Annotated in this window: 24 protein-coding genes and 1 tRNA gene; 18 read left to right on the top strand and 7 right to left on the bottom strand. The window is 37.3% G+C overall.

What is annotated here, in order from left to right; all coding sequences use genetic code 11:
- Positions 1 to 38: 38 nt before the first annotated feature.
- The 9 genes from EV694_RS08465 to EV694_RS08505 all read left to right on the top strand — a co-directional run bounded on the left by EV694_RS08465 (position 39) and on the right by EV694_RS08505 (position 6343).
- Positions 39 to 320: a hypothetical protein gene (locus EV694_RS08465; RefSeq protein WP_132691495.1), complete on the top strand. Its 282-nt coding sequence runs from the start codon at positions 39 to 41 to the stop codon at positions 318 to 320.
- On the top strand, positions 320 to 778 hold the full coding sequence (locus EV694_RS08470; RefSeq protein WP_132691497.1) for a hypothetical protein: 459 nt from the start codon (positions 320 to 322) through the stop codon (positions 776 to 778). Before EV694_RS08465 ends, EV694_RS08470 begins: the two co-directional genes overlap by 1 nt.
- A gap of 190 nt (positions 779 to 968) precedes the next feature.
- Entirely contained in the window at positions 969 to 1949 is a 981-nt protein-coding gene (locus EV694_RS08475) for a hypothetical protein (protein WP_243646013.1), read from the top strand.
- A 139-nt stretch (positions 1950 to 2088) separates the two neighbouring features.
- Positions 2089 to 2865 (top strand): phage recombination protein Bet, encoded by a 777-nt coding sequence (gene bet / locus EV694_RS08480; protein ID WP_132691499.1) that lies wholly within the window; start codon positions 2089 to 2091, stop codon positions 2863 to 2865.
- Positions 2862 to 3476: a YqaJ viral recombinase family protein gene (locus EV694_RS08485; RefSeq protein WP_132691501.1), complete on the top strand. Its 615-nt coding sequence runs from the start codon at positions 2862 to 2864 to the stop codon at positions 3474 to 3476. The genes bet and EV694_RS08485 overlap by 4 nt, the downstream gene beginning before the upstream one ends.
- A 22-nt stretch (positions 3477 to 3498) precedes the next feature.
- Positions 3499 to 4035 (top strand): hypothetical protein, encoded by a 537-nt coding sequence (locus EV694_RS08490; RefSeq protein ID WP_132691503.1) that lies wholly within the window; start codon positions 3499 to 3501, stop codon positions 4033 to 4035.
- Positions 4036 to 4133: 98 nt separating this feature from the next.
- Entirely contained in the window at positions 4134 to 4799 is a 666-nt protein-coding gene (locus EV694_RS08495; RefSeq protein WP_132691505.1) for a DNA-methyltransferase, read from the top strand.
- Positions 4800 to 5045: 246 nt separating this feature from the next.
- Entirely contained in the window at positions 5046 to 5354 is a 309-nt protein-coding gene (locus tag EV694_RS08500) for a helix-turn-helix domain-containing protein (RefSeq protein ID WP_132691507.1), read from the top strand.
- Positions 5252 to 6343, top strand: coding sequence for a tyrosine-type recombinase/integrase (locus EV694_RS08505; RefSeq protein ID WP_132691509.1), 1092 nt, complete (start codon positions 5252 to 5254; stop codon positions 6341 to 6343). Before EV694_RS08500 ends, EV694_RS08505 begins: the two co-directional genes overlap by 103 nt.
- Before the next feature lie 37 nt (positions 6344 to 6380).
- On the opposite strand, the gene EV694_RS08510 is transcribed toward EV694_RS08505, so the two are convergent.
- Positions 6381 to 6470 (bottom strand) — tRNA-Ser (locus EV694_RS08510).
- A 197-nt stretch (positions 6471 to 6667) separates the two neighbouring features.
- Here EV694_RS08510 and EV694_RS08515 point away from each other — a divergent pair.
- Both EV694_RS08515 and EV694_RS08520 read left to right on the top strand, forming a co-directional pair.
- Positions 6668 to 7330 carry a Bax inhibitor-1 family protein gene (locus tag EV694_RS08515; RefSeq protein WP_132691511.1) on the top strand — a complete coding sequence of 221 codons (663 nt, stop codon included), beginning with the start codon at positions 6668 to 6670 and terminating at the stop codon, positions 7328 to 7330.
- A gap of 95 nt (positions 7331 to 7425) precedes the next feature.
- Positions 7426 to 7755, top strand: coding sequence for a TusE/DsrC/DsvC family sulfur relay protein (locus EV694_RS08520; protein ID WP_132691513.1), 330 nt, complete (start codon positions 7426 to 7428; stop codon positions 7753 to 7755).
- A 4-nt stretch (positions 7756 to 7759) separates the two neighbouring features.
- On the opposite strand, the gene EV694_RS08525 is transcribed toward EV694_RS08520, so the two are convergent.
- Positions 7760 to 8050, bottom strand: coding sequence for an acylphosphatase (locus EV694_RS08525; protein ID WP_132691515.1), 291 nt, complete (start codon positions 8048 to 8050; stop codon positions 7760 to 7762).
- Positions 8051 to 8411: 361 nt separating this feature from the next.
- Between EV694_RS08525 and EV694_RS08530 the strand changes: the two genes are divergently transcribed.
- The 4 genes from EV694_RS08530 (at position 8412) to yccS (ending at position 12330) form a co-directional block, all read left to right on the top strand.
- Positions 8412 to 9065, top strand: a complete 654-nt coding sequence (locus EV694_RS08530) for a curli polymerization inhibitor CsgI-related protein (RefSeq protein ID WP_132691517.1) — start codon at positions 8412 to 8414, stop codon at positions 9063 to 9065.
- A gap of 72 nt (positions 9066 to 9137) precedes the next feature.
- A complete protein-coding gene (locus EV694_RS08535; protein WP_132691519.1) occupies positions 9138 to 9596 on the top strand; it encodes a methylglyoxal synthase in 459 nt (152 codons plus the stop codon).
- Between the two features lie 125 nt (positions 9597 to 9721).
- On the top strand, positions 9722 to 10165 hold the full coding sequence (locus EV694_RS08540) for a YccF domain-containing protein (RefSeq protein ID WP_132691521.1): 444 nt from the start codon (positions 9722 to 9724) through the stop codon (positions 10163 to 10165).
- Between the two features lie 14 nt (positions 10166 to 10179).
- Entirely contained in the window at positions 10180 to 12330 is a 2151-nt protein-coding gene (gene yccS / locus EV694_RS08545; protein WP_132691647.1) for a YccS family putative transporter, read from the top strand.
- Positions 12331 to 12379: 49 nt separating this feature from the next.
- Here yccS and EV694_RS08550 read toward each other — a convergent pair whose 3' ends face one another.
- Complete coding sequence (locus tag EV694_RS08550) at positions 12380 to 12937, bottom strand: TorD/DmsD family molecular chaperone (RefSeq protein ID WP_132691523.1); 558 nt, start codon at positions 12935 to 12937, stop codon at positions 12380 to 12382.
- 170 nt (positions 12938 to 13107) lie between these two features.
- On the opposite strand from EV694_RS08550, the gene EV694_RS08555 reads away from it, so the two are divergent.
- Positions 13108 to 13611, top strand: a complete 504-nt coding sequence (locus EV694_RS08555; protein WP_132691525.1) for a C40 family peptidase — start codon at positions 13108 to 13110, stop codon at positions 13609 to 13611.
- A gap of 39 nt (positions 13612 to 13650) precedes the next feature.
- Here EV694_RS08555 and EV694_RS08560 read toward each other — a convergent pair whose 3' ends face one another.
- Positions 13651 to 14115: a LexA family protein gene (locus tag EV694_RS08560; protein ID WP_132691527.1), complete on the bottom strand. Its 465-nt coding sequence runs from the start codon at positions 14113 to 14115 to the stop codon at positions 13651 to 13653.
- 238 nt (positions 14116 to 14353) lie between these two features.
- Here EV694_RS08560 and sstT point away from each other — a divergent pair, with 238 nt between their 5' ends.
- A complete protein-coding gene (sstT, locus tag EV694_RS08565; protein ID WP_132691529.1) occupies positions 14354 to 15598 on the top strand; it encodes a serine/threonine transporter SstT in 1245 nt (414 codons plus the stop codon).
- 88 nt (positions 15599 to 15686) lie between these two features.
- Here sstT and EV694_RS08570 read toward each other — a convergent pair whose 3' ends face one another.
- On the bottom strand, positions 15687 to 16586 hold the full coding sequence (locus EV694_RS08570) for an ATP-grasp domain-containing protein (RefSeq protein ID WP_132691531.1): 900 nt from the start codon (positions 16584 to 16586) through the stop codon (positions 15687 to 15689).
- 3 nt (positions 16587 to 16589) lie between these two features.
- Entirely contained in the window at positions 16590 to 17312 is a 723-nt protein-coding gene (gene nfsA, locus EV694_RS08575) for an oxygen-insensitive NADPH nitroreductase (RefSeq protein ID WP_132691533.1), read from the bottom strand.
- 141 nt (positions 17313 to 17453) lie between these two features.
- Between nfsA and EV694_RS08580 the strand changes: the two genes are divergently transcribed.
- Positions 17454 to 17717: a GrxA family glutaredoxin gene (locus tag EV694_RS08580; RefSeq protein WP_132691535.1), complete on the top strand. Its 264-nt coding sequence runs from the start codon at positions 17454 to 17456 to the stop codon at positions 17715 to 17717.
- A 53-nt stretch (positions 17718 to 17770) separates the two neighbouring features.
- Here the strand turns inward: EV694_RS08580 and smrB are convergent, their stop codons facing one another.
- Positions 17771 to 18283, bottom strand: a complete 513-nt coding sequence (gene smrB / locus EV694_RS08585; RefSeq protein ID WP_132691537.1) for an endonuclease SmrB — start codon at positions 18281 to 18283, stop codon at positions 17771 to 17773.
- Positions 18284 to 18323: the final 40 nt, after the last annotated feature.

Raw genomic sequence — 18323 nt, forward strand, 5'->3', positions numbered from 1 at the left:
GCCCTGAATAGGGCTTTAATTTTTTAAGGAAACCACCAATGAAAAACTTACTCAAAACATTTCTAGAATGTACCGCACTTTTTATCTTGGCTCTCGTGATTGTTCATCTTTTACCTACAAAAGGCAAAGCTGAATACGCCACAGACTACCACAATCACTACCTTAGCGAACAAATCAGCCAACAAAGCCGACAGCAAGCGAAAGCAGAATGGATAGCGGAATACGGTGAATTTCAACGAGAACCTACCACAGAGGAATTAGATTACCTCCATCAATGGACGGCGAATAAACAATTATCAATCAATAAGGAGAAGCCATAATGTATAGCACTCAAATTATTTACCACGAAGGAAAAGGGCAGTATCAAGGCGTATTATTTAAAAATGGCGTTTCAGTCAGCCAAACGGCATTTATGATGAATAAAGCCCTTTGTATTAAAAAGCTCAATGAACGAATAGAGAGCTATAACTTTATGAATAACACCAAAATTCCTCGCGTTCGGCGAGATGTTAAAGAGGACGTGATAAAAGACGAACAAGCCACACTTGAAGTAAAAACCGTTACCAAAGAAATCGCAACCAAAGTAGCTAAACCTAACAGACGTAAGCCCTTTACCCCTTACGGTTTAAAAGGCTATCTCGTTGATAATCAAGGCAATATCCGCTTAATGCTCAACCGCCGAGCCTGTGCTTCCACTATCGTACTTGAACCAGATATGTTTGCAATGTTAGCGGAAATGGTGAGTGCAACGCAGAGCAAATTAGGAGAAAACCAATGATAAAAAAGACACGCAGACATAGCTCATCGCCTTGGGCTTACGATAGCGACCACGATTATTATGCTTCAATCACGCCTACCGATTCGGAAGAAGACATAGACGATGATTGCGAGGGCGATGTTTATCACTGTATTTATGAAAGTTACGATTGCGAATACTGGCAAAGTCAATGTTATGGCAGGGGGTGAAAATGAACACTCATTTTGAATTAATCTTAAATACGGAAAGCAAAGTTGTTGCATGCAATATTCTGGATTTTGAATATCAAGCAGACACTTATTTAGCCGGTTTAACCCAAACCTTTGAAACTGACGAAGATTTTATTCAAGCAAAGGAAGAAATAAAAACTTTGCAAGAGCTTGAAAGTCGTACTAAACAAGCCATTGATAACGTGTTAAATGGTAATAAAGAGATTACCGACTTGATCGAAACGGCGAAAGAGATTGCAGAACGTTTTAGACAAGCACGCTTAAGCCGTGAAAAATTAGTGAAAAGCAAAGAGGCGGAAGTAAAACAAGCGATTATTGATATGGCAATTGGTAAAACAATTGACGTTAGATATAAGAGCTGTTCGGAAAATACCATTTCATTAGCGTTAGAAATGAATATTCCGAAAAGTAGCATTGCTCAACGTATTCAAACCGCAAGCAAAAACAAACGCACATTAGACGGCTTGCAAAAAGCGGTTAATACGGAAAAAACACTGATTTTGGCGGAAATTTCACAAGAAATCGCACGCTTGCAATCTCGGCTAACATTAATTCCCCTTTCACATAAACATTTGTTTAGTGATGAAGTCAAATTAATTGCTGGCCAAGATGATATTGAACAAATCATTGCTGAGCGTGTTGAAGCTGAAAAACAACGAGAGCTTGAAATCAAAGCGAAAGCCGAACAAGAGGCAAGAGAAAAAGCGGAACGTGAGGCTCAACTCAAAACAGAGATTGAGGCGAAAGCTAACGCTAACGCACAAGCTCACGCCGTTACTCCAGAACCGCAGACAAACCAAACAGCAACACAATCAGAGAATCAATGCTCAGAACATCATCAGCCCGTTTTTAATTTTATGCTACAAATTCCATTTACAGGTACAGTAGAACAAGCCAGAGCTTATTTTGCCCCTGTTAAAGCATTAAATTATCAGGGGGTAAGATTGACGAAGTTGAATTGATAAAAAATATAGCATTATCACTTCACGTCAAACCTTAAATTCATTCTGAAAAACTTTCCAAAAAACCAACCGCACTTACACTTGATTTTAGGCAAGTACGGTTTTTTATACCCTAATTTAACTTAGCAGAGGAAATATTATGTCAACAACACTTCAATCCCTAACTCAAAAACTTGCCAATCGGTTTGAAATTGCTGATGGTTCAGATTTAATGTTAACCCTAAAAAATACCGCATTTAAAGGCAATGTGAATGATAGCCAAATGACGGCGCTATTAATCGTTGCTAACCAATATGGGCTTAATCCTTGGACAAAAGAAATTTACGCTTTCCCTGATAAAAATAACGGCATTGTCCCGATTGTTGGGGTGGATGGTTGGGCAAGAATTCTAAACGAAAATCCGCAGTTTGACGGCATTGAATTTGATCTTGATGATGAAAAATGTACTTGTCGCATTTACCGTAAAGACCGATCCAAACCCATTTCAGTCACAGAATATATGAGCGAATGTTATCGTGATATGGGCCCTTGGAAAACCCACCCTAAACGAATGTTACGTCATAAAGCGATGATTCAATGTGCAAGATTAGCCTTTGGGTTTACAGGGATTTATGACCAAGATGAAGCCGATCGCATTGCAGAAAATAACAAAGAGCCGATCAATGTTACCCCTAAAGCAAATATCCTTGAGGGACAAGCTATTGAGCTTATTTCCGCCGAACAAATCGAGGAAATTAAGCAATTAGTTGAGGTAACTTCATCAAATATGGACGGCTTGCTGGCGGCTTGTGGCGTGAAAAATATTGAAAGTATTCCAAAGGCGATGACTGAAAAGGTGCTGAAAAAGCTCAAGGATAAACTTAATCAACAGCAAGTTCGTGATGACGGTATTGACGGTGAGGACGTGCCATTATGATCGAGGGATTAATTACTTTAGATTGCGAACAAGGAACAGAGGAATGGCTTGCCGCAAGGTTAGGCATACCCACTGCTACAGGCATAAAGCATATTGTGACGGCGAATGGTAATAAATCATCAGGTTGGACAGGTTATCTTGCGGAACTTGTAGCAGAAAGCATAGAACATACTGCCGACACGATAAAAACACCCGCTATGGAGAGAGGTAATCAGCTTGAGCCTTTAGCCAGAAGTGCTTACGAATTTCTAACCGGCAATACCGTTGTTCAAGTAGGCGGTGTGTATTTAAACGAGGCAAGGGAATTAATGATAAGCCCTGATGGTTTAATGCCTGAGTTAAAAAAAGGGCTTGAAATTAAATGCCCTAAAATGAAAACCCACATTGTTTATTTGCTTGAGGGCGGTGTCCCTAATGAATACATCATTCAAGTGCAATCCGCATTATGGGTAACTGGTTATGAAACTTGGGATTTTGTAAGCTACTGCCCAGAATATCAACCACAACCGCTTTATTTATACACCGTTAAACGTGATGAAAAATTAATGAACGCTTTTGATACTTATATTCCTGAGTTTATTAAGGCGTTGAGGGTGTTGAAAGGAAATTAAACATATTTGAGGAGATACAATAATGTTAGCTACTGTAATTTTTAATGAAAATGATCTAAGTTCAGTAGAATTAGCTGACTTAGTAAAGTATGAGGCTAATTATATGCAATCCTTACAGGCGGTGTTGAATAATAATTTTTATATTGCTGAAGACATGAAAAGGGAGCTTAATACACTCTTAAATTATGTGGAAGTAATAAAACTATTTTTTCATAATTCAAGCATAGAGGACGATCAGAAAATAGAAACCTTTATAAATGAATTATTAATGGTAACAAGGCATAGATTAACTTTTGAAAATATGAGAAGTTTTATTGATGGAGAAAAACCAGAAAGAGAACTTTACAGAAAGGGGCTTTATTACGTTTTACTAAATCTTTTTAATGCTCCTTGTGTGGGCGTTGAGGTGGATTGGGATTTTCAGATCGATATAGCAGAAGTTAAAAATTTGATCGCTACATGTGAGGAACAACAAAGTAATAACAATGATGCCGAAGTAAGAAAGGTATTTCTATATATGGTTTATTTGTTGAAATGTGTATTAATTGATAAGTCTTAATCCCTTTAGATACAGGGAATGTATTTCTACGGATAAGAATTAAAATATTACAAACTACATAGCCACGATTGTGGCTTTTTTATTAATAAGGATAACTAATGATTGATTTCAGAAATGAAGACTGTTTACAAGGATTAAAAAAATATCCTGATAAATTCTTTGATTTGGCTATTGTTGACCCACCTTATTTTAGTGGGCCAGAAAAAAGAAATTATTATGGCAATAAAGCAAGCTCTATTGGCGTTCAGCGATTATATGCGAAAACAAGCACTTGGGATTTACCCACGGCTGAATATTTTGATGAATTATTTCGGGTAAGTAAACATCAAATTATTTGGGGTGTTAATTATTTTAACAATTACAATTTTGGCTCTGGCCGAATTGTATGGGATAAAGTCAATGGCAAAAGCTCATTCAGTGATTGCGAAATCGCATACTGCAGTTTACACAATAGTGTAAGACAATTTCGCTATATGTGGAATGGAATGATGCAAGGGAAAAGCATTGAAGAAGGTCATATTCAACAAGGAAATAAAAAGTTGAATGAAAAACGCATTCACCCTACCCAAAAGCCGGTGAATCTCTATTTATGGCTATTACAAAAATATGCTAAAGCTGGCCAGCTTATATTAGATACCCATGTTGGCAGTGGAAGTAGTTTAGTTGCTTGCAAAATGCTTGGATTTGACTGTGTTGGTTTTGAAATCAATCCACATTATTTCAATCTGGCCAGTGAAAGAATTAAAGGGGGAAATAATGATTAACCTAGAAGCCTATAACACCAAAACTAATGAAGTAGAAATCACTTATTGCCGACAACGAAAATGTTGGAATTTCAGACAAACCAAGAAAGCCTATAAAAAGTGTATTCAACGTAATCGATTTATATCTGATTGGAAGAATACAAAACATATCAGGCTTAAATGGCTAAACTTTAATGCGAAATATATCAGAGCGTTTAAAAATGTTTTGCATAGATTAATTAAGGATAAGTATTTGTAGGGGGAATTATGGAACAAGCACTTTCTATCCAAGATGTCGCCGACCTACTCAAAATGAGTTATTCCGCTGTTTATAATAACCGTGAAAGGTGGGGGTTTTTCAGAATGGAAGGCTCTCGTATTTGGCGGATTTATAAAGCAGATCTTGAAAAAAATCGTAAAAAACAAAATAATGTATGTCGGCTAGAAATGCAGGTCGGCGATAAGGAGTTACAATGTCGATCTACAAAAAAACAAATGGTAAGTGGTGGGTTGATTTCAGAACGCCGAGTGGCAAAAGAATTAGACACTCTGCTAAAACAACTGAAAGGAAATTAGCCCAAGAATACCACGACAAATTAAAACACGAAATGTGGAAAATCGAACAGCTAGACAAAAAGCCTGAACGAACCATAGAAGAAGCCCTAATTCGATTTCTTGAAGTATCTAAAGGACAAAAAGATATTGAAACTAAAATTCGCCATACAGAATATTGGCGAACAGTATTAGCGGGGCGAACGCTAAGCTCTTTAACAACAGATGATATCTTGAACAATTTACCTACTCATAAAACAGGTACTCAAGAGAAACTTTCTCCATCAACTCAAAATCGATATCGAACATCAATTATGCGAGTATTGTCTCTGGCTCATAAAGCGGGTTGGATTGATAGCGTGCCTTACGTACCTAAAAATCCTGAGCCGAAAATAAGGGTTCGCTGGCTTAGCAAACAAGAAGCTCAACAATTGATAGATTCATTGAATTTAATCTGGATGAAAGAAGTCTGCTCATTTGCCTTAATGACGGGAGCAAGAATGACTGAGATTCTTTCATTAACTTGGGATAAAATTGATTTTGACCGAAAAATCGCTATCGTTACTAGTGATATTGCCAAATCAGGAAAGGCTCGCCCTTTGCCTTTAAGTAACGAGGTAATATTAATGCTTAAGAAAAAATGGAATGATCGTGTATCTGGTTTTGTATTTCATAGAGGAAATGGGAAATATATTACAGAAATTGATCGTGAAGATTTTAAAAGAGCATTAAGCAGAGCTAACATTGAAAATTTTCGTTTTCACGATTTGCGACATACTTGGGCAAGCTGGCATGTTCAAAACGGTACGCCGCTAATGGTTTTAAAAGAACTTGGTGGCTGGGAGAGTATTGAAATGGTAAAACGTTATGCTCACTTAAACGCAAACCACTTACTTGAATATGCAAATGTGGGTATGTTTTGGGAACACTCACCAATTAACGCATTTGGTACTGAAGCAGAAAACGAAAATTTATTTGATCTACTAGAAAATAAAAAAGCCGTAAGTTATTGATTTTTCACACCTTTACTTACGACTTAATGAAATTTTATGGCGGAGGAAGTGAGATTCGAACTCACGGAGGGCGTAAACCCTCGCCGGTTTTCAAGACCGGTGCCTTCAACCACTCGACCATTCCTCCGTCGTTTTGACGGAGCGAAATATAATATAGTTTTTTTATTGAGTAAATGAAAATTTTACTTTAATCGTTCAAAAGCTGATTATTTGTTCATTTTGTTTTAGTTTAATACAAATTTGAGGTTGAATATTGACTTTTCCATGCTGAAACATTACCTTTAACCAGTATTACATCTTATTCACAATTCTAAGGAGAATTTTATGCAACCTCGTATTGTTGTTGATAGTCGTGAACAATCTACGTCATTGCTTAGCACGCACAAAGTATTGCGTAATACTTATTTTTTATTAGCTTTGACCTTGGCTTTCTCGGCGTTAATGGCTTTTGTTTCCATGAGTTTTAATCTCCCTCGTCCGGGTCTTATTGTTATGCTCGTGGGCTTTTATGGTCTATTATTCTTAACCTATTCTCTTGCAAACAGTGCCTTAGGGATTTTAGCTACATTCGCTTTTACTGGATTTTTGGGCTATAGCTTAGGACCTATTTTAAATGCTTATTTAAGCTATGGCGCTGGCGATATTGTTTTCCTTGCATTAGCTGGAACCGCCATTGTCTTTTTTGCTTGTTCTGCCTATGTATTAACAACAAAAAAAGATATGTCATTTATGTCTGGTATGCTTTTCGCCTTGTTTATCGTGTTAGTCGTGGGTGTGATTGCAAGTTTCTTCTTAAATATCCCGGGTTTGCAAGTGGCTATTAGTGCATTATTTGTTATTTTCTCGGCGGGTATGATCTTATTTGAAACAAGTAATATTATTCATGGTGGCGAAACCAATTACATTCGTGCCACAGTCAGTATTTTTGTTTCACTTTATAACTTATTTATTAGTTTATTAAACTTATTATCATTAAATAGAGATTAATAGGGCTGTTTCAATTTAAAGTGAAATAACGATAAATTGTTGTAGCTACTCAAGCCCCTTTACAGGGGCTTTCCATTTTATAAAAAGGAAAAAGTATGCTTAAACTTGATGATGTCATCATTGCCACCGATCCCAATGGGTATTTAATGGATATTAGCCAGTGGTCTCCTGCTGTGGCCGAATTAATCGCACAACAAGAGCAAATTACCCTGACTGAAGCACATTGGGAAGTGATCTATTTTGTCCGCAATTTTTATCAAGAATATAAAACCTCTCCCGCAATAAGAATGCTTGTGAAAGCCATGAGCCAAAAACTGGGTGAAGAAAAAGGTAATAGTCGTTATTTACAGCGTTTATTTCCCGATGGTCCCGCTAAACAAGCAACGAAACTTGCAGGACTTCCTAAACCTGCCAAATGTTTATAGTGCCTCAATATTTGATAGAAAACTGTGAATAAATTTGTTCGGTGAATTGTGGTTCGTTGAGTTCAAGGACAAGCTCTACACGAGATTGAGGCGGTCCTTGTTCTAACCATTGTTTAAATAAAGTCAAATTTTCATGGCTTCCTTGTGCCAATACCTGAACGCTATTATCTGCCAAATTTTTTACCCAACCCGTAATCTGCCATTGCTTAGCTTTTTTCCAAGTAAAATAGCGAAAGCCTACGCCCTGTACTTTGCCATAAATAGCAAAATGTTTTGTGATTAATACCTTATCCATTTTCTTCGTCCGTAATGAAGTTTATCAATGCTATAAAAGTGCGGTCGATTTTTCAAAAATTTTTTTATTTGCTATAGTCGTTTCAGTTCAAATAAGGCAAAACGTGCCTATACCATCATATTATAGTCCTCCTACTTTAAAATAGGGCAACGATAATTTAAAAACCTTAGGACTAAAACCTAGGTTATGGTTAAATTATAAACAATTATACAATATTAACCATCTTTAATATTTCAATTTTACTCAATTTAGACTAGGATATATCCTTGTACTTAACCAAAGTATAACCGTTTCAATTTAAAATGGGACGATTAACAATAACTCAATTATCGTTAAATGATATATCACTTCAGGAGTCGACATGAAACTTCGTCATCTGGCGTTGACTGCAACAATGCTTTTTGCAAGTAGCGCAACTTTTGCTGGTGTGGTTACCAGTTCTTCAAATATAGATTTTCTTGCTATTGATGGAAAAAAAGCGAATAAATCCTTATTAAAAGAGGCTCGTTCTTTTAATGTTCAGGCTGGTAACAAACATCAAGTGGTCATTCGTGTTTCCGAAATTATACGCGCTGGCTCTGATCGTACATTGTTTGAATCAGATCCTATTATTGTGACTTTCCAAGGCTCTAATGAAGATATTGTTATCTCCGCACCACGTCTTGAAAATGAGCGTGATGTGAGTAATTTTAAACAAAATCCACAAATCACAGTAAAAACCACTTCTGGTAATGTGATTGAAACGCAACAAGATCGCTTAAAACAAGAAGGTTTTTTACCTGGTGTTAATCTGATTGATAATATCTCAGATTATAATGCCTCTGGTGCACCTGCTGCGGTAAGTGCCTTTGCCACTACAGCAATTCCAGCAAGTATTCCGGGCATTGCGAAAACACAAAAAGGAAAAGTGGTTGTACAAGGAGAAAATATTGTAGAACAGCAATTACAATATTGGTTCCAACAAGCGGACAAAGAAACGCAAGCACGTTTCTTAAACTGGGCAAAACAGCAATAATATCAATCCTAATCCAAACAAAATAGAAAAGTGAGCTTTGCTCACTTTTTATTTAGCTTAAAGGAGAAAAGAATGAACACAACCACTCGCCAGTTACCTTCTCAAAAAAATATTGCGCTGGTGGCACATGATCATCGTAAACAACAACTTATAAATTGGTGTAAAACTAACCGCACTTTATTATTACCTCATCGTTTATACGGTACAGGCACAACAGGTAACCTTGTTCATCAACATACTCAACTTGAAATCACGAGTCTGTTAAGCGGACCTATGGGGGGCGATCAACAGCTAGGGGCATTAATTGCTGAAGGAAAAATCGATCTCCTTATTTTCTTTTGGGATCCAATGAATGCTGTACCTCATGATCCTGATGTTAAGGCACTTATGCGTGTTGCGACAGTTTGGAATATCCCTGTTGCTATGAATGAAGCCAGTGCTGATTTTCTTATTAGTTCCCCTTTGTTTGCTCAAAAATGTGACATTACAGTCCCTGATTATGAGGGTTATTTAGCCGAACGATTAAAATAGTCGCCCCACTTTAAAAAATACGGCGTTGATAGGGCTTGACTTATTTTAAAATGGAGCAACTATATATTCCGCAATAGGCTTTTGCTATACTCATAATCCGTTTATCAAAGCAATGAGAATATACCATGGCATTAATTCTTAATATTTTAAACTTTATCTTGGGCGGTTTTTTTACCACATTAGGCTGGTTATTCGCCACAGTAGTAAGTGCAATTTTAATCATTACCTTACCCTACACACGCAGTTGTTGGGAAATTACTAAAATGGCCTTTGTTCCCTTTGGGAATGATATTATTCATATTAAATACTTAGAACCGACTCACCCTGTCAGCAACGGCCTTGGCACAATACTCAATATTATTTGGTTTATCTTTTTTGGCTGGTGGCTATGTTTATCTCATGTCCTCACAGGGATTGCACAATGTATTACCATTATAGGTATTCCTACGGGCATTGCGAATTTTAAACTTGCCGCTATCGCCTTATTCCCTGTGGGACAACGGGTGGTAAGCAAAGAAGTGGCACAACGGGCAAGAGTGCGAGAAGCACAAAAACAACTTAACCAATAAATAACGAAATCATGATCAAGCGCTGGCTAACCGCCAATATTATCGCGGTCTTACCTGTTTTTATCGCCGTTAATATTGCGGCATTATTAGTATGGCAATTAGCTATTTCTCAACAAAGTATGCCCTTAGTATTAGGAATTATTGCGGGGGGATTAGCCGATCTTGATCATCGTTTAACAGGGCGATTAAAAAACCTGTTTTACACCCTTATTGCTTTTAGCATTTCATCTATCGCCACGCAACTGACGTTAGGACATAGCCACGCCTTTATTATGGTGATGACCACCATGACCTTTATTTTTACTATACTTGGTACATTAGGGCAACGTTATAACACAGTGGCTTTTAGTGCATTGGTTGTCGCTCTCTACACTGGCTTAACCTATTTACCCTCTACCCCTTGGTATCTCAATCCTTTGATGATTTTAGCGGGAACATTACTTTATAGTGTTACTGCTATGCTGATTTATCTTCTTTTTCCCCATCGCCCTGTACAAGAAAATATCTGTAAATCTTTTCTGGCACTCGCCGATTATTTAGACACCAAAGCCAGCTTCTTTGATCCTGATGATATTGATGAGTTAGAACAAAAACAAGTCCAGCTTGCCTTGAAAAATAGTCAAGTTATTCAATCATTTAATGATTGTCGATCCTCTTTATTCTATCGATTAAAAGGGCAACATCGCCATTCACGCACACAAAAAATGTTGCGTTATTACGTAACCGCTCAAGAAATTCACGAAAAAGTGAATTCTAGCCATTTCAATTATCAACGCATTACCCAACAACTCAAAAATAGCGATATTCTCTTTCGTATCCAACGTTTATTAGAATTACAAGCCCAAGCCTGTCGCCAATTTGCTCATCAGTTGCAACAAAATCTCCCTTATCAACATAACCAACGCTTAGAAAAAGCCTTGCAAGGCATTCAACAATCTTTTGAATTTTATCAACAGCACCAACCGCAATCTCCGCAATTTCCTTTGCAACGTCTCATTGGAAATTTACAAAATGTGGGTTGGCAATTACAACACCTCGGCCAAGACAATCAGCAAGAGAAAAGCCAACATCAGCAAATCAATAATGACAATATTGCAGGATTAAGTAATATTATTGAAGCTATTCGTAGTCAATTAAACTTTCGCTCGCCCCTATTTCGCCACGCACTCAGACTTTCTATTGTGGTGTTCATCTGTTGCAGTATCGCTGAATTTTTACAATTAGAACGGGGATATTGGATTTTACTTACTGCTATTTTTGTCTGCCAACCTAATTATTCCGCCACAAAAACACGTTTAAAACAACGCATTATTGGTACAATTCTTGGCGTCATCGTCGGCTCATTACTCCCCTATATCGGCACAACCTTAGAAACCAAATTAGGCATTGTGGTGCTATCTAGTACCTTATTTTTCTTCTTTCGTAGCAATAATTATAGCTTTTCCACCTTTTTTATTACCATTCAAGTATTAATGAGCTTTGATATTATAGGTTTTGATCTTTATGCAGCGATGGGACCTCGTGTTATTGACACCTTAACGGGCTCATTAATTTCTTGGCTGGCGGTATCTTATTTATGGCCTGATTGGAAATATTTAGAATTAAATAAAGTTAGTGAGCAAGCCCTCAACGCCAATGCCAAATACTTGTTATACATTATCAGCCAATTACAATTTGATCAGATCGATGATTTAAAATATCGTATTGCTCGGCGTAATGCCCATAACAGTGCAAATACCCTCTACATTAGGGTATCCAATATGAATAATGAGCCACATAAATACCAATCCTACCTCAGCGAAGGGTTTCAGCTCCTCAAACTGAATACCACCTTGCTAAGTTATATTTCTGCATTGGGGGCATACCGTAGCTATATGGCAACCTTAACTCAGCAAAGGGACTTCCTCGCTCAATTTTACCCAACGGCAAAAAAAATCATCTATGGATTAGAACATCTGGCGAAGCTAAATACTCAAGAATTTGAGCAATTACACCAACAGATTAGCGACAATCTTAAACAATTTTTAAATTGTTATCATGAACAATTAAATCAAATAGATTTCACTGTACCAATTCAACAACTTGATATGATTAACCAATTATTGCCTAATTTGTATCAGGCTATTCAAGCAGTAAACAAATATAGTCGTCCCCCATTAAAATAAGCTAAAGCGTACCAATACTGTATTATTTTAAAATGGGAGAACAATAAAACTATTCAACACCTTCTAACTCATCAGCCATTGCTGACAAAATTTCTCGGCATAATTGAGATAAGGCGCGATAGAAAGGTAAATGACTATGTGCCTCAACCTGCCCCAAAAACTTACTGGCACAAGGCAATAAAAATTGGGCAAAGAAAGTTTTTTGCACCTCAATATCCACCACATTATCCTCAAGCCAAGCAGAAGTAAGCAATAAAAGGGCAATATGATCAGCATTTTCTAATGTTGGCATAGCATATTGTTGACGAAATTGTAAAAAGTCCGCCAAATTCACATCATAATTACTGAGTTTAATTGTTACAGCCCCTACTTGAGGATCGAATAAATGGCAATATTCTTTGTTTAATTGCGTTAAATCTTGAGGAGATTGCAAAGCCTTTAAGGCTTGTTCACTTTGGTTATCGGTGGATAATGGCCAAATGGCAGTTAGTTGTTGTTGAGCCAACCACGTAAAAATATTTGCCAAAATAGGATCTTGAGGTTGGCGATAAAATAAATTACCAAATAAACGGCTAATCAGCGAGAAAGGTGTTGTTTGTGTTGTCATCATTTATCCTTAAAAAATTATAAAAAATTTGACCGCACTTTTGCTTTTTTGGCTATCACATCATTCATAAAGTACGGCGATAAAACAATTAGTGATAAAAACTGGATATTATATACAAATTCAAGTATTATCTTCAAAATTTTATCAAAAATAGCGAGATGATGTGAATAATGTTGAAAAAACTCTTTATTATAATAGCTTTATTATTGCTAAGTGCTTGTAACGCCGTACCACCACAAACAAACATACAGCAACCTAAATCTCAATTAGCACTTAAAACCAATAAAGCAAGCCACCCTACACTCATCAACAACGCTCAACTTGCTCATCTTTATCAACAATGGGTAGGTACAAAATATCGTCTAGGCGGAACAACAAAAAATGGCATAGATTGCTCAGCATTCATGCAACAAATTTTCGCCCAAATTTACCAAATCGATCTCCCTCGTTCTACATCACAACAACGGCAGCTGGGTAAATCCATTAATAAAGAGCAATTACAACAAGGGGATCTCGTTTTCTTTCGTCATAATCATCATGTGGGTTTATATATTGGTGAAAATAAATTTATGCACGCCAGTACAAGCCAAGGAGTAACCATTAGCTCCCTCAATGACCATTATTGGCGTAAAAATTATACCCAATCTCGCCGTATTCTCTTATCGCCTAAATAATATCACTGCTTTCAATTTAAAATAAAATAAGAGATCCCCTTATTGTACCGAAGCCTTAAAGAGATTTTTTCTTGGTTTAAACTGATGAATGGTATTGGTTACTCGTCCTAACACCTTTAGCCCTTGCCAATTCTGAGTACGAATACTATGGTATTTGGCATCTAATGACATAAATACCCATTCTTGTTCTCGATCATTCAGCAATTCATACAGTAAAAATTGTTCCTCCTGTTCAAGCACAATCAAATCACCCACATTCAATCTCTCCGCTTGCTCAACCACCAAAATATCGCCTTGCTCAATTCCCCAAGCCAACATATTAGGATTGGTTACCTGAATAAAGCAGGTTTGTTTCGGGCGTTTAATACAGTAGAGATTTAAATCTAACTTATATTTAACCAAGTTATTTTTCCCCAACGCATTATGACTACAATCCGTATAAAACGGCATCGGTTGATATGAGAAAGTCTGTTTTTCATTATCCATCGCTACAATAGGATCCATATTCGCCTCAAAAGAATTAACTGTACAAGAATACAGTTAATATACTGTATAAAAAAACAATGTGTCAATAAAATTTCATTTTTTTATACAAATTTTTTATTTTTATGTTTTATTTAAGCTTAATTTAAGCTAATCTTTCCAGTCTCTAATAGGTCATATAGCTTATACCAATAGGTTATATCGTGATTAACCGCAGGTTATATTTTACCTGCCCAAACACAACATCAATGATTATATTATGAATACTTCACGTTTTTTTTCGTTATTCTTTCAGGGAAATCTTATTAAACGTATTGCTATCGGTCTTGTACTAGGTATTATCGTTGCATTAATTTCTCCTACTCTCGAACCCACTTTAGGCTTTAATATCGCAGAAAAAGTCGGTTTATTAGGGCAAATTTTCGTACGTTCATTGCGTGCGGTTGCACCTATTCTGGTATTTGTCCTTATCATTGCCTCCATTGCCAATAAAAAAATTGGCGATCAAAGCAATATGAAAGACATCATCATTTTATATGCTTTAGGTACCTTTCTTGCTTCATTAACAGCGGTGGTTTTCAGCTTCCTTTTTCCAAGCACCATTGCGCTTGCAGTACAAGATAACTCCCTTTCTCCGCCAGAAGCGATTTCAGAAGTATTAAAAGCGGTACTCTTTAACGCCTTAGATAACCCACTTAGTGCACTATTTAATGCGAACTTTATCGGTATTCTCACTTGGGCGATTGGTTTAGGTATTACATTACGCCACGCCGCAGATACTACCAAAAATGTGCTTAATGATATTTCCGAAGCCATTTCTAAAATCGTCTATTTTGTGATTTCGCTTGCACCTATCGGGGTGTTCGGTTTAGTGGCTGATACCTTAGCGGATCGTGGGCTTGCCTCTCTCTTGGGTTATGTACAGTTACTTGCGGTATTAATTGGCTGTATGTTATTTGTCGCCTTTGTGGTCAATCCAATTTTAGTGTTCTGGAAAATTCGCCGTAATCCTTACCCTTTAGTTTGGACTTGTGTGCGTGAAAGTGGTTTAACCGCCTTCTTAACCCGTAGCTCTGCCGCCAATATTCCTGTCAATCTAAGTCTGGCTAAACGCTTAAACCTTGATGAAAAAACCTATTCAGTGTCTATCCCATTAGGAGCAGCTGTGAATATGGCTGGTGCTGCCATTACAATTACTGTATTAACCTTAGCCGCGGTACATACTTTAGGTATGGAAATTTCCTTAGGTAGTGCTTTATTACTTAGCGTAGTCGCCTCTATTTGTGGTGCGGGTGCCTCTGGTGTCGCTGGTGGATCATTATTATTAATCCCATTAGCTTGTAGCCTATTTGGTATTCCCAATGAAATTGCCGCTCAAGTGATTGGGGTAGGTTTTATTATTGGGGTACTACAAGACTCAACAGAAACGGCGTTAAACTCCTCAACAGATGTGTTATTTACCGCCGCTGTATGTATCGCTGATGAAAGAAAAAATCAAGCATAAAGACTCATCAGATTGATACCATAAAAAATAGCCGTTCGATAAAACGGCTATTTTTATGTTTCAATTTTAAAATGGAAAGACTATATTTTCATTGTGCCATTTTCTTTTCTAAATAAGCAATCATTTGGCTTGCAATATCAATATGGCTGGTTTGTTCAATCAGTTCTAACCCCGGGCTGGCATTGACTTCCAATACCATTGTGCCTTTGTGGGTACGAATCAGATCCACACCAGCAACATCAAGACCAAGGGCTTGCGTGGCTTGAATAGCCATATTTTTTTCCTGTGGCGAAAGCTGAACTAGCTCGGCGGAACCGCCTCGATGAAAATTAGCACGAAATTCCCCCGCTTTGCCAATTCGTTGCATAGAGGCAATCACTTGTTGCCCTATCACAAAACAACGAATATCACGCCCTTGTGCCTCTTTAATAAACTGCTGTAATAAGGTAGGGACAGAGGAATGACGTAAAGTTTCCAAAATACTGACCGCACTTTGGGCTTTTTCCGCCAGCATAACCCCAATGCCCTGTGCGCCCGTTAAGGTTTTTAAAATCATTTCCTCATTCAGTTGCGCCACCGCTGCTGAGGCGGAAAATTCATTCCCTGCTAATAAAGTGGTAGGAATAGGAACATTCGCCTGTAATAATGCCTGCAAACTTTGCCATTTATCTCGTGCCAATAAAAAAGCTTTTGCCTCATTTAAACAGGCTGTACCCTTAGCTTGAAAATGCCGTAATACAGCACAGCCCATTTGCGTACTGGTTGTGCCAAAACGTGGAATAATCCCTTGATAATCATTCAATAAAACAGGCTCACTGTCGCTCTTTTCTTGATAATACAGAATAAAGTGCGGTGCATTTTGTTCAAGTTTTAATAAACAGCGATTAGGATCAAGAATATCTAGCTGGTGTCCACTATTTTCAGCGGCTTGTTTGAGCCTCACACAGCTGTATAAACGAGGCTCTCGGCATAACATCAATAGTTTCATAGATTATTTCTTCATAAAACCTTGCTGTTGCAAATAAGGTAATATATGTGGTCGCACAGGCTCTGCAAGGGTTTTGGCGATATTGGCATACCAATCTGTTTGTTTACCACGTTGCTGATAATAGGCTTTAACCTCTTGGTTATAGTTATCTAACTGATTTGCGGATAAAGGTTGATATTGATTTTCAAAGCACAGGGTTTGTTGTGGTAAACGAGGTTTTTGTGGCGGATCTTGATCGGGATAACCTAAGCATAATCCAAACACCGCAAAACAATGGGGAGGTAACTGCAAAAGTTCGCCAACTTTTTCTATATTATTACGTAATGCCCCGATAAATACGCCACCTAAGCCTAAAGATTCGGCGGCGACCATCACATTTTGCCCCATAATCCCTGCATCAACCGCACCGATCAACGCCACTTCGGTATAATCTAATTGAGCTTGTGGGCAAAGCTGTTGGTGCTTAGCAAAATCTACACAAAACACCCAAAATTCAGGGGCTTGCTTGATATAAACTTGATGAGACGCACAAGCCATAATTTGCTCTCGCAATGCCATATCTGTAATGCGTACAATGGAAATACATTGCAAATGATTCGAGGAAGATGACATTCTTGCCACCTCAATGAGCTGTTGGCAGAGTGATTCTTCAATAGGTTGTGATGTAAATTGACGAATAGAACGATGCGCTAATTGCGTTGCAATGGTGGAAGATAATGCTTGCATAAAAATCTCCTAAAATAAGCCTGCTGATTAAGATTGATATATTATACCAATCAAAATAATGCTGAAAAACAGTTTATTAATGGCATAAGAATAAGATAGAATAGGCGAAATATAAACTAATTTTATTAATAGGAGTTATTTATGTTTGTTGTTATTTTTGGCCGCCCAGGTTGCCCATATTGTGTTCGTGCAAAAGAATTAGCGGAAAAATTACAAAATACCGTTGAAGATTTTAGCTATCGCTATGTAGATATTCTTGCAGAAGGCATTAGTAAAGCGGATTTATCAAAATCTGTAGGTAAACCTGTAGAAACTGTGCCACAAATTTTTATTGATGAAAAACCTATCGGCGGTTGCACAGATTTTGAAGCATTAATGAAACAACAATTTGGTGTTGTCGCATAAAAATAAATCTCCTTTGATTATTACCTTGCCTTATAGGCAAGGTTTTTTTATGCTCAAGTATCAAGCAATATTAAAATTGCCGCCTCACCGCCCCACTCTTTTGGTGCTTGATGTAAGGCTCGCACCCTTGGGTGTTGCACCAACCAACGGGGAATTTTCCGTTTTAAGGTGAAGGTTCCATAACCTGTCATAATACTGGCACAAAAAATATGTTCTTTTTCACAAACAAGCAATAATGCTGCCAATTCTTGTTTAGCTTGTTGCTTGGTTAAGCCATGTAAATCCAAAAATAAATCAGGACAAAAATCGCCACGCCGTAATTGCTTTAATAAATGGGGATTTTCCCCTTCACGCAAATATTTGACCGCATTATCTTCGTTCAGTAATGGCTCATATTGGTCAGAAAAATAAAATAAATTATCCTGTTGCTCACGTTGTTCACGTTTTGCCACTGATTGAACGATTTTCCTATTGCGAGTAGGTATAACACTATCCTGTTTAATCGGTTTGCAACCTTTGGTTGCTTCTCTAAATAACGCAATATCTTGTTGTGCTAATTTTTTCATTTTAAAAATTTTTCTATTTTACACCGCACTTTTCTTATTC

The organism is Volucribacter psittacicida, from assembly GCF_004339025.1.
Lineage (GTDB): Bacteria > Pseudomonadota > Gammaproteobacteria > Enterobacterales > Pasteurellaceae > Volucribacter > Volucribacter psittacicida.

What these genes read in the sequence shown, in the direction of transcription:
- EV694_RS08515 (WP_132691511.1), top strand. Translation starts at nt 6,668, where the DNA reads ATGCAACCTCGTATTGTTGTTGATAGTCGTGAACAATCTACGTCATTG.
- EV694_RS08465 (WP_132691495.1), top strand. Translation starts at nt 39, where the DNA reads ATGAAAAACTTACTCAAAACATTTCTAGAATGTACCGCACTTTTTATC.
- EV694_RS08485 (WP_132691501.1), top strand. Translation starts at nt 2,862, where the DNA reads ATGATCGAGGGATTAATTACTTTAGATTGCGAACAAGGAACAGAGGAA.
- EV694_RS08535 (WP_132691519.1), top strand. Translation starts at nt 9,138, where the DNA reads ATGAACACAACCACTCGCCAGTTACCTTCTCAAAAAAATATTGCGCTG.
- bet (WP_132691499.1), top strand. Translation starts at nt 2,089, where the DNA reads ATGTCAACAACACTTCAATCCCTAACTCAAAAACTTGCCAATCGGTTT.
- EV694_RS08550 (WP_132691523.1), bottom strand. Translation starts at nt 12,937, where the DNA reads ATGACAACACAAACAACACCTTTCTCGCTGATTAGCCGTTTATTTGGT.
- EV694_RS08475 (WP_243646013.1), top strand. Translation starts at nt 969, where the DNA reads ATGAACACTCATTTTGAATTAATCTTAAATACGGAAAGCAAAGTTGTT.
- EV694_RS08555 (WP_132691525.1), top strand. Translation starts at nt 13,108, where the DNA reads ATGTTGAAAAAACTCTTTATTATAATAGCTTTATTATTGCTAAGTGCT.
- EV694_RS08470 (WP_132691497.1), top strand. Translation starts at nt 320, where the DNA reads ATGTATAGCACTCAAATTATTTACCACGAAGGAAAAGGGCAGTATCAA.
- EV694_RS08520 (WP_132691513.1), top strand. Translation starts at nt 7,426, where the DNA reads ATGCTTAAACTTGATGATGTCATCATTGCCACCGATCCCAATGGGTAT.
- nfsA (WP_132691533.1), bottom strand. Translation starts at nt 17,312, where the DNA reads ATGCAAGCATTATCTTCCACCATTGCAACGCAATTAGCGCATCGTTCT.
- EV694_RS08525 (WP_132691515.1), bottom strand. Translation starts at nt 8,050, where the DNA reads ATGGATAAGGTATTAATCACAAAACATTTTGCTATTTATGGCAAAGTA.
- EV694_RS08540 (WP_132691521.1), top strand. Translation starts at nt 9,722, where the DNA reads ATGGCATTAATTCTTAATATTTTAAACTTTATCTTGGGCGGTTTTTTT.
- EV694_RS08530 (WP_132691517.1), top strand. Translation starts at nt 8,412, where the DNA reads ATGAAACTTCGTCATCTGGCGTTGACTGCAACAATGCTTTTTGCAAGT.
- EV694_RS08580 (WP_132691535.1), top strand. Translation starts at nt 17,454, where the DNA reads ATGTTTGTTGTTATTTTTGGCCGCCCAGGTTGCCCATATTGTGTTCGT.
- EV694_RS08505 (WP_132691509.1), top strand. Translation starts at nt 5,252, where the DNA reads ATGTCGATCTACAAAAAAACAAATGGTAAGTGGTGGGTTGATTTCAGA.
- smrB (WP_132691537.1), bottom strand. Translation starts at nt 18,283, where the DNA reads ATGAAAAAATTAGCACAACAAGATATTGCGTTATTTAGAGAAGCAACC.
- EV694_RS08495 (WP_132691505.1), top strand. Translation starts at nt 4,134, where the DNA reads ATGATTGATTTCAGAAATGAAGACTGTTTACAAGGATTAAAAAAATAT.
- EV694_RS08490 (WP_132691503.1), top strand. Translation starts at nt 3,499, where the DNA reads ATGTTAGCTACTGTAATTTTTAATGAAAATGATCTAAGTTCAGTAGAA.
- EV694_RS08500 (WP_132691507.1), top strand. Translation starts at nt 5,046, where the DNA reads ATGGAACAAGCACTTTCTATCCAAGATGTCGCCGACCTACTCAAAATG.
- sstT (WP_132691529.1), top strand. Translation starts at nt 14,354, where the DNA reads ATGAATACTTCACGTTTTTTTTCGTTATTCTTTCAGGGAAATCTTATT.
- EV694_RS08570 (WP_132691531.1), bottom strand. Translation starts at nt 16,586, where the DNA reads ATGAAACTATTGATGTTATGCCGAGAGCCTCGTTTATACAGCTGTGTG.
- EV694_RS08560 (WP_132691527.1), bottom strand. Translation starts at nt 14,115, where the DNA reads ATGGATCCTATTGTAGCGATGGATAATGAAAAACAGACTTTCTCATAT.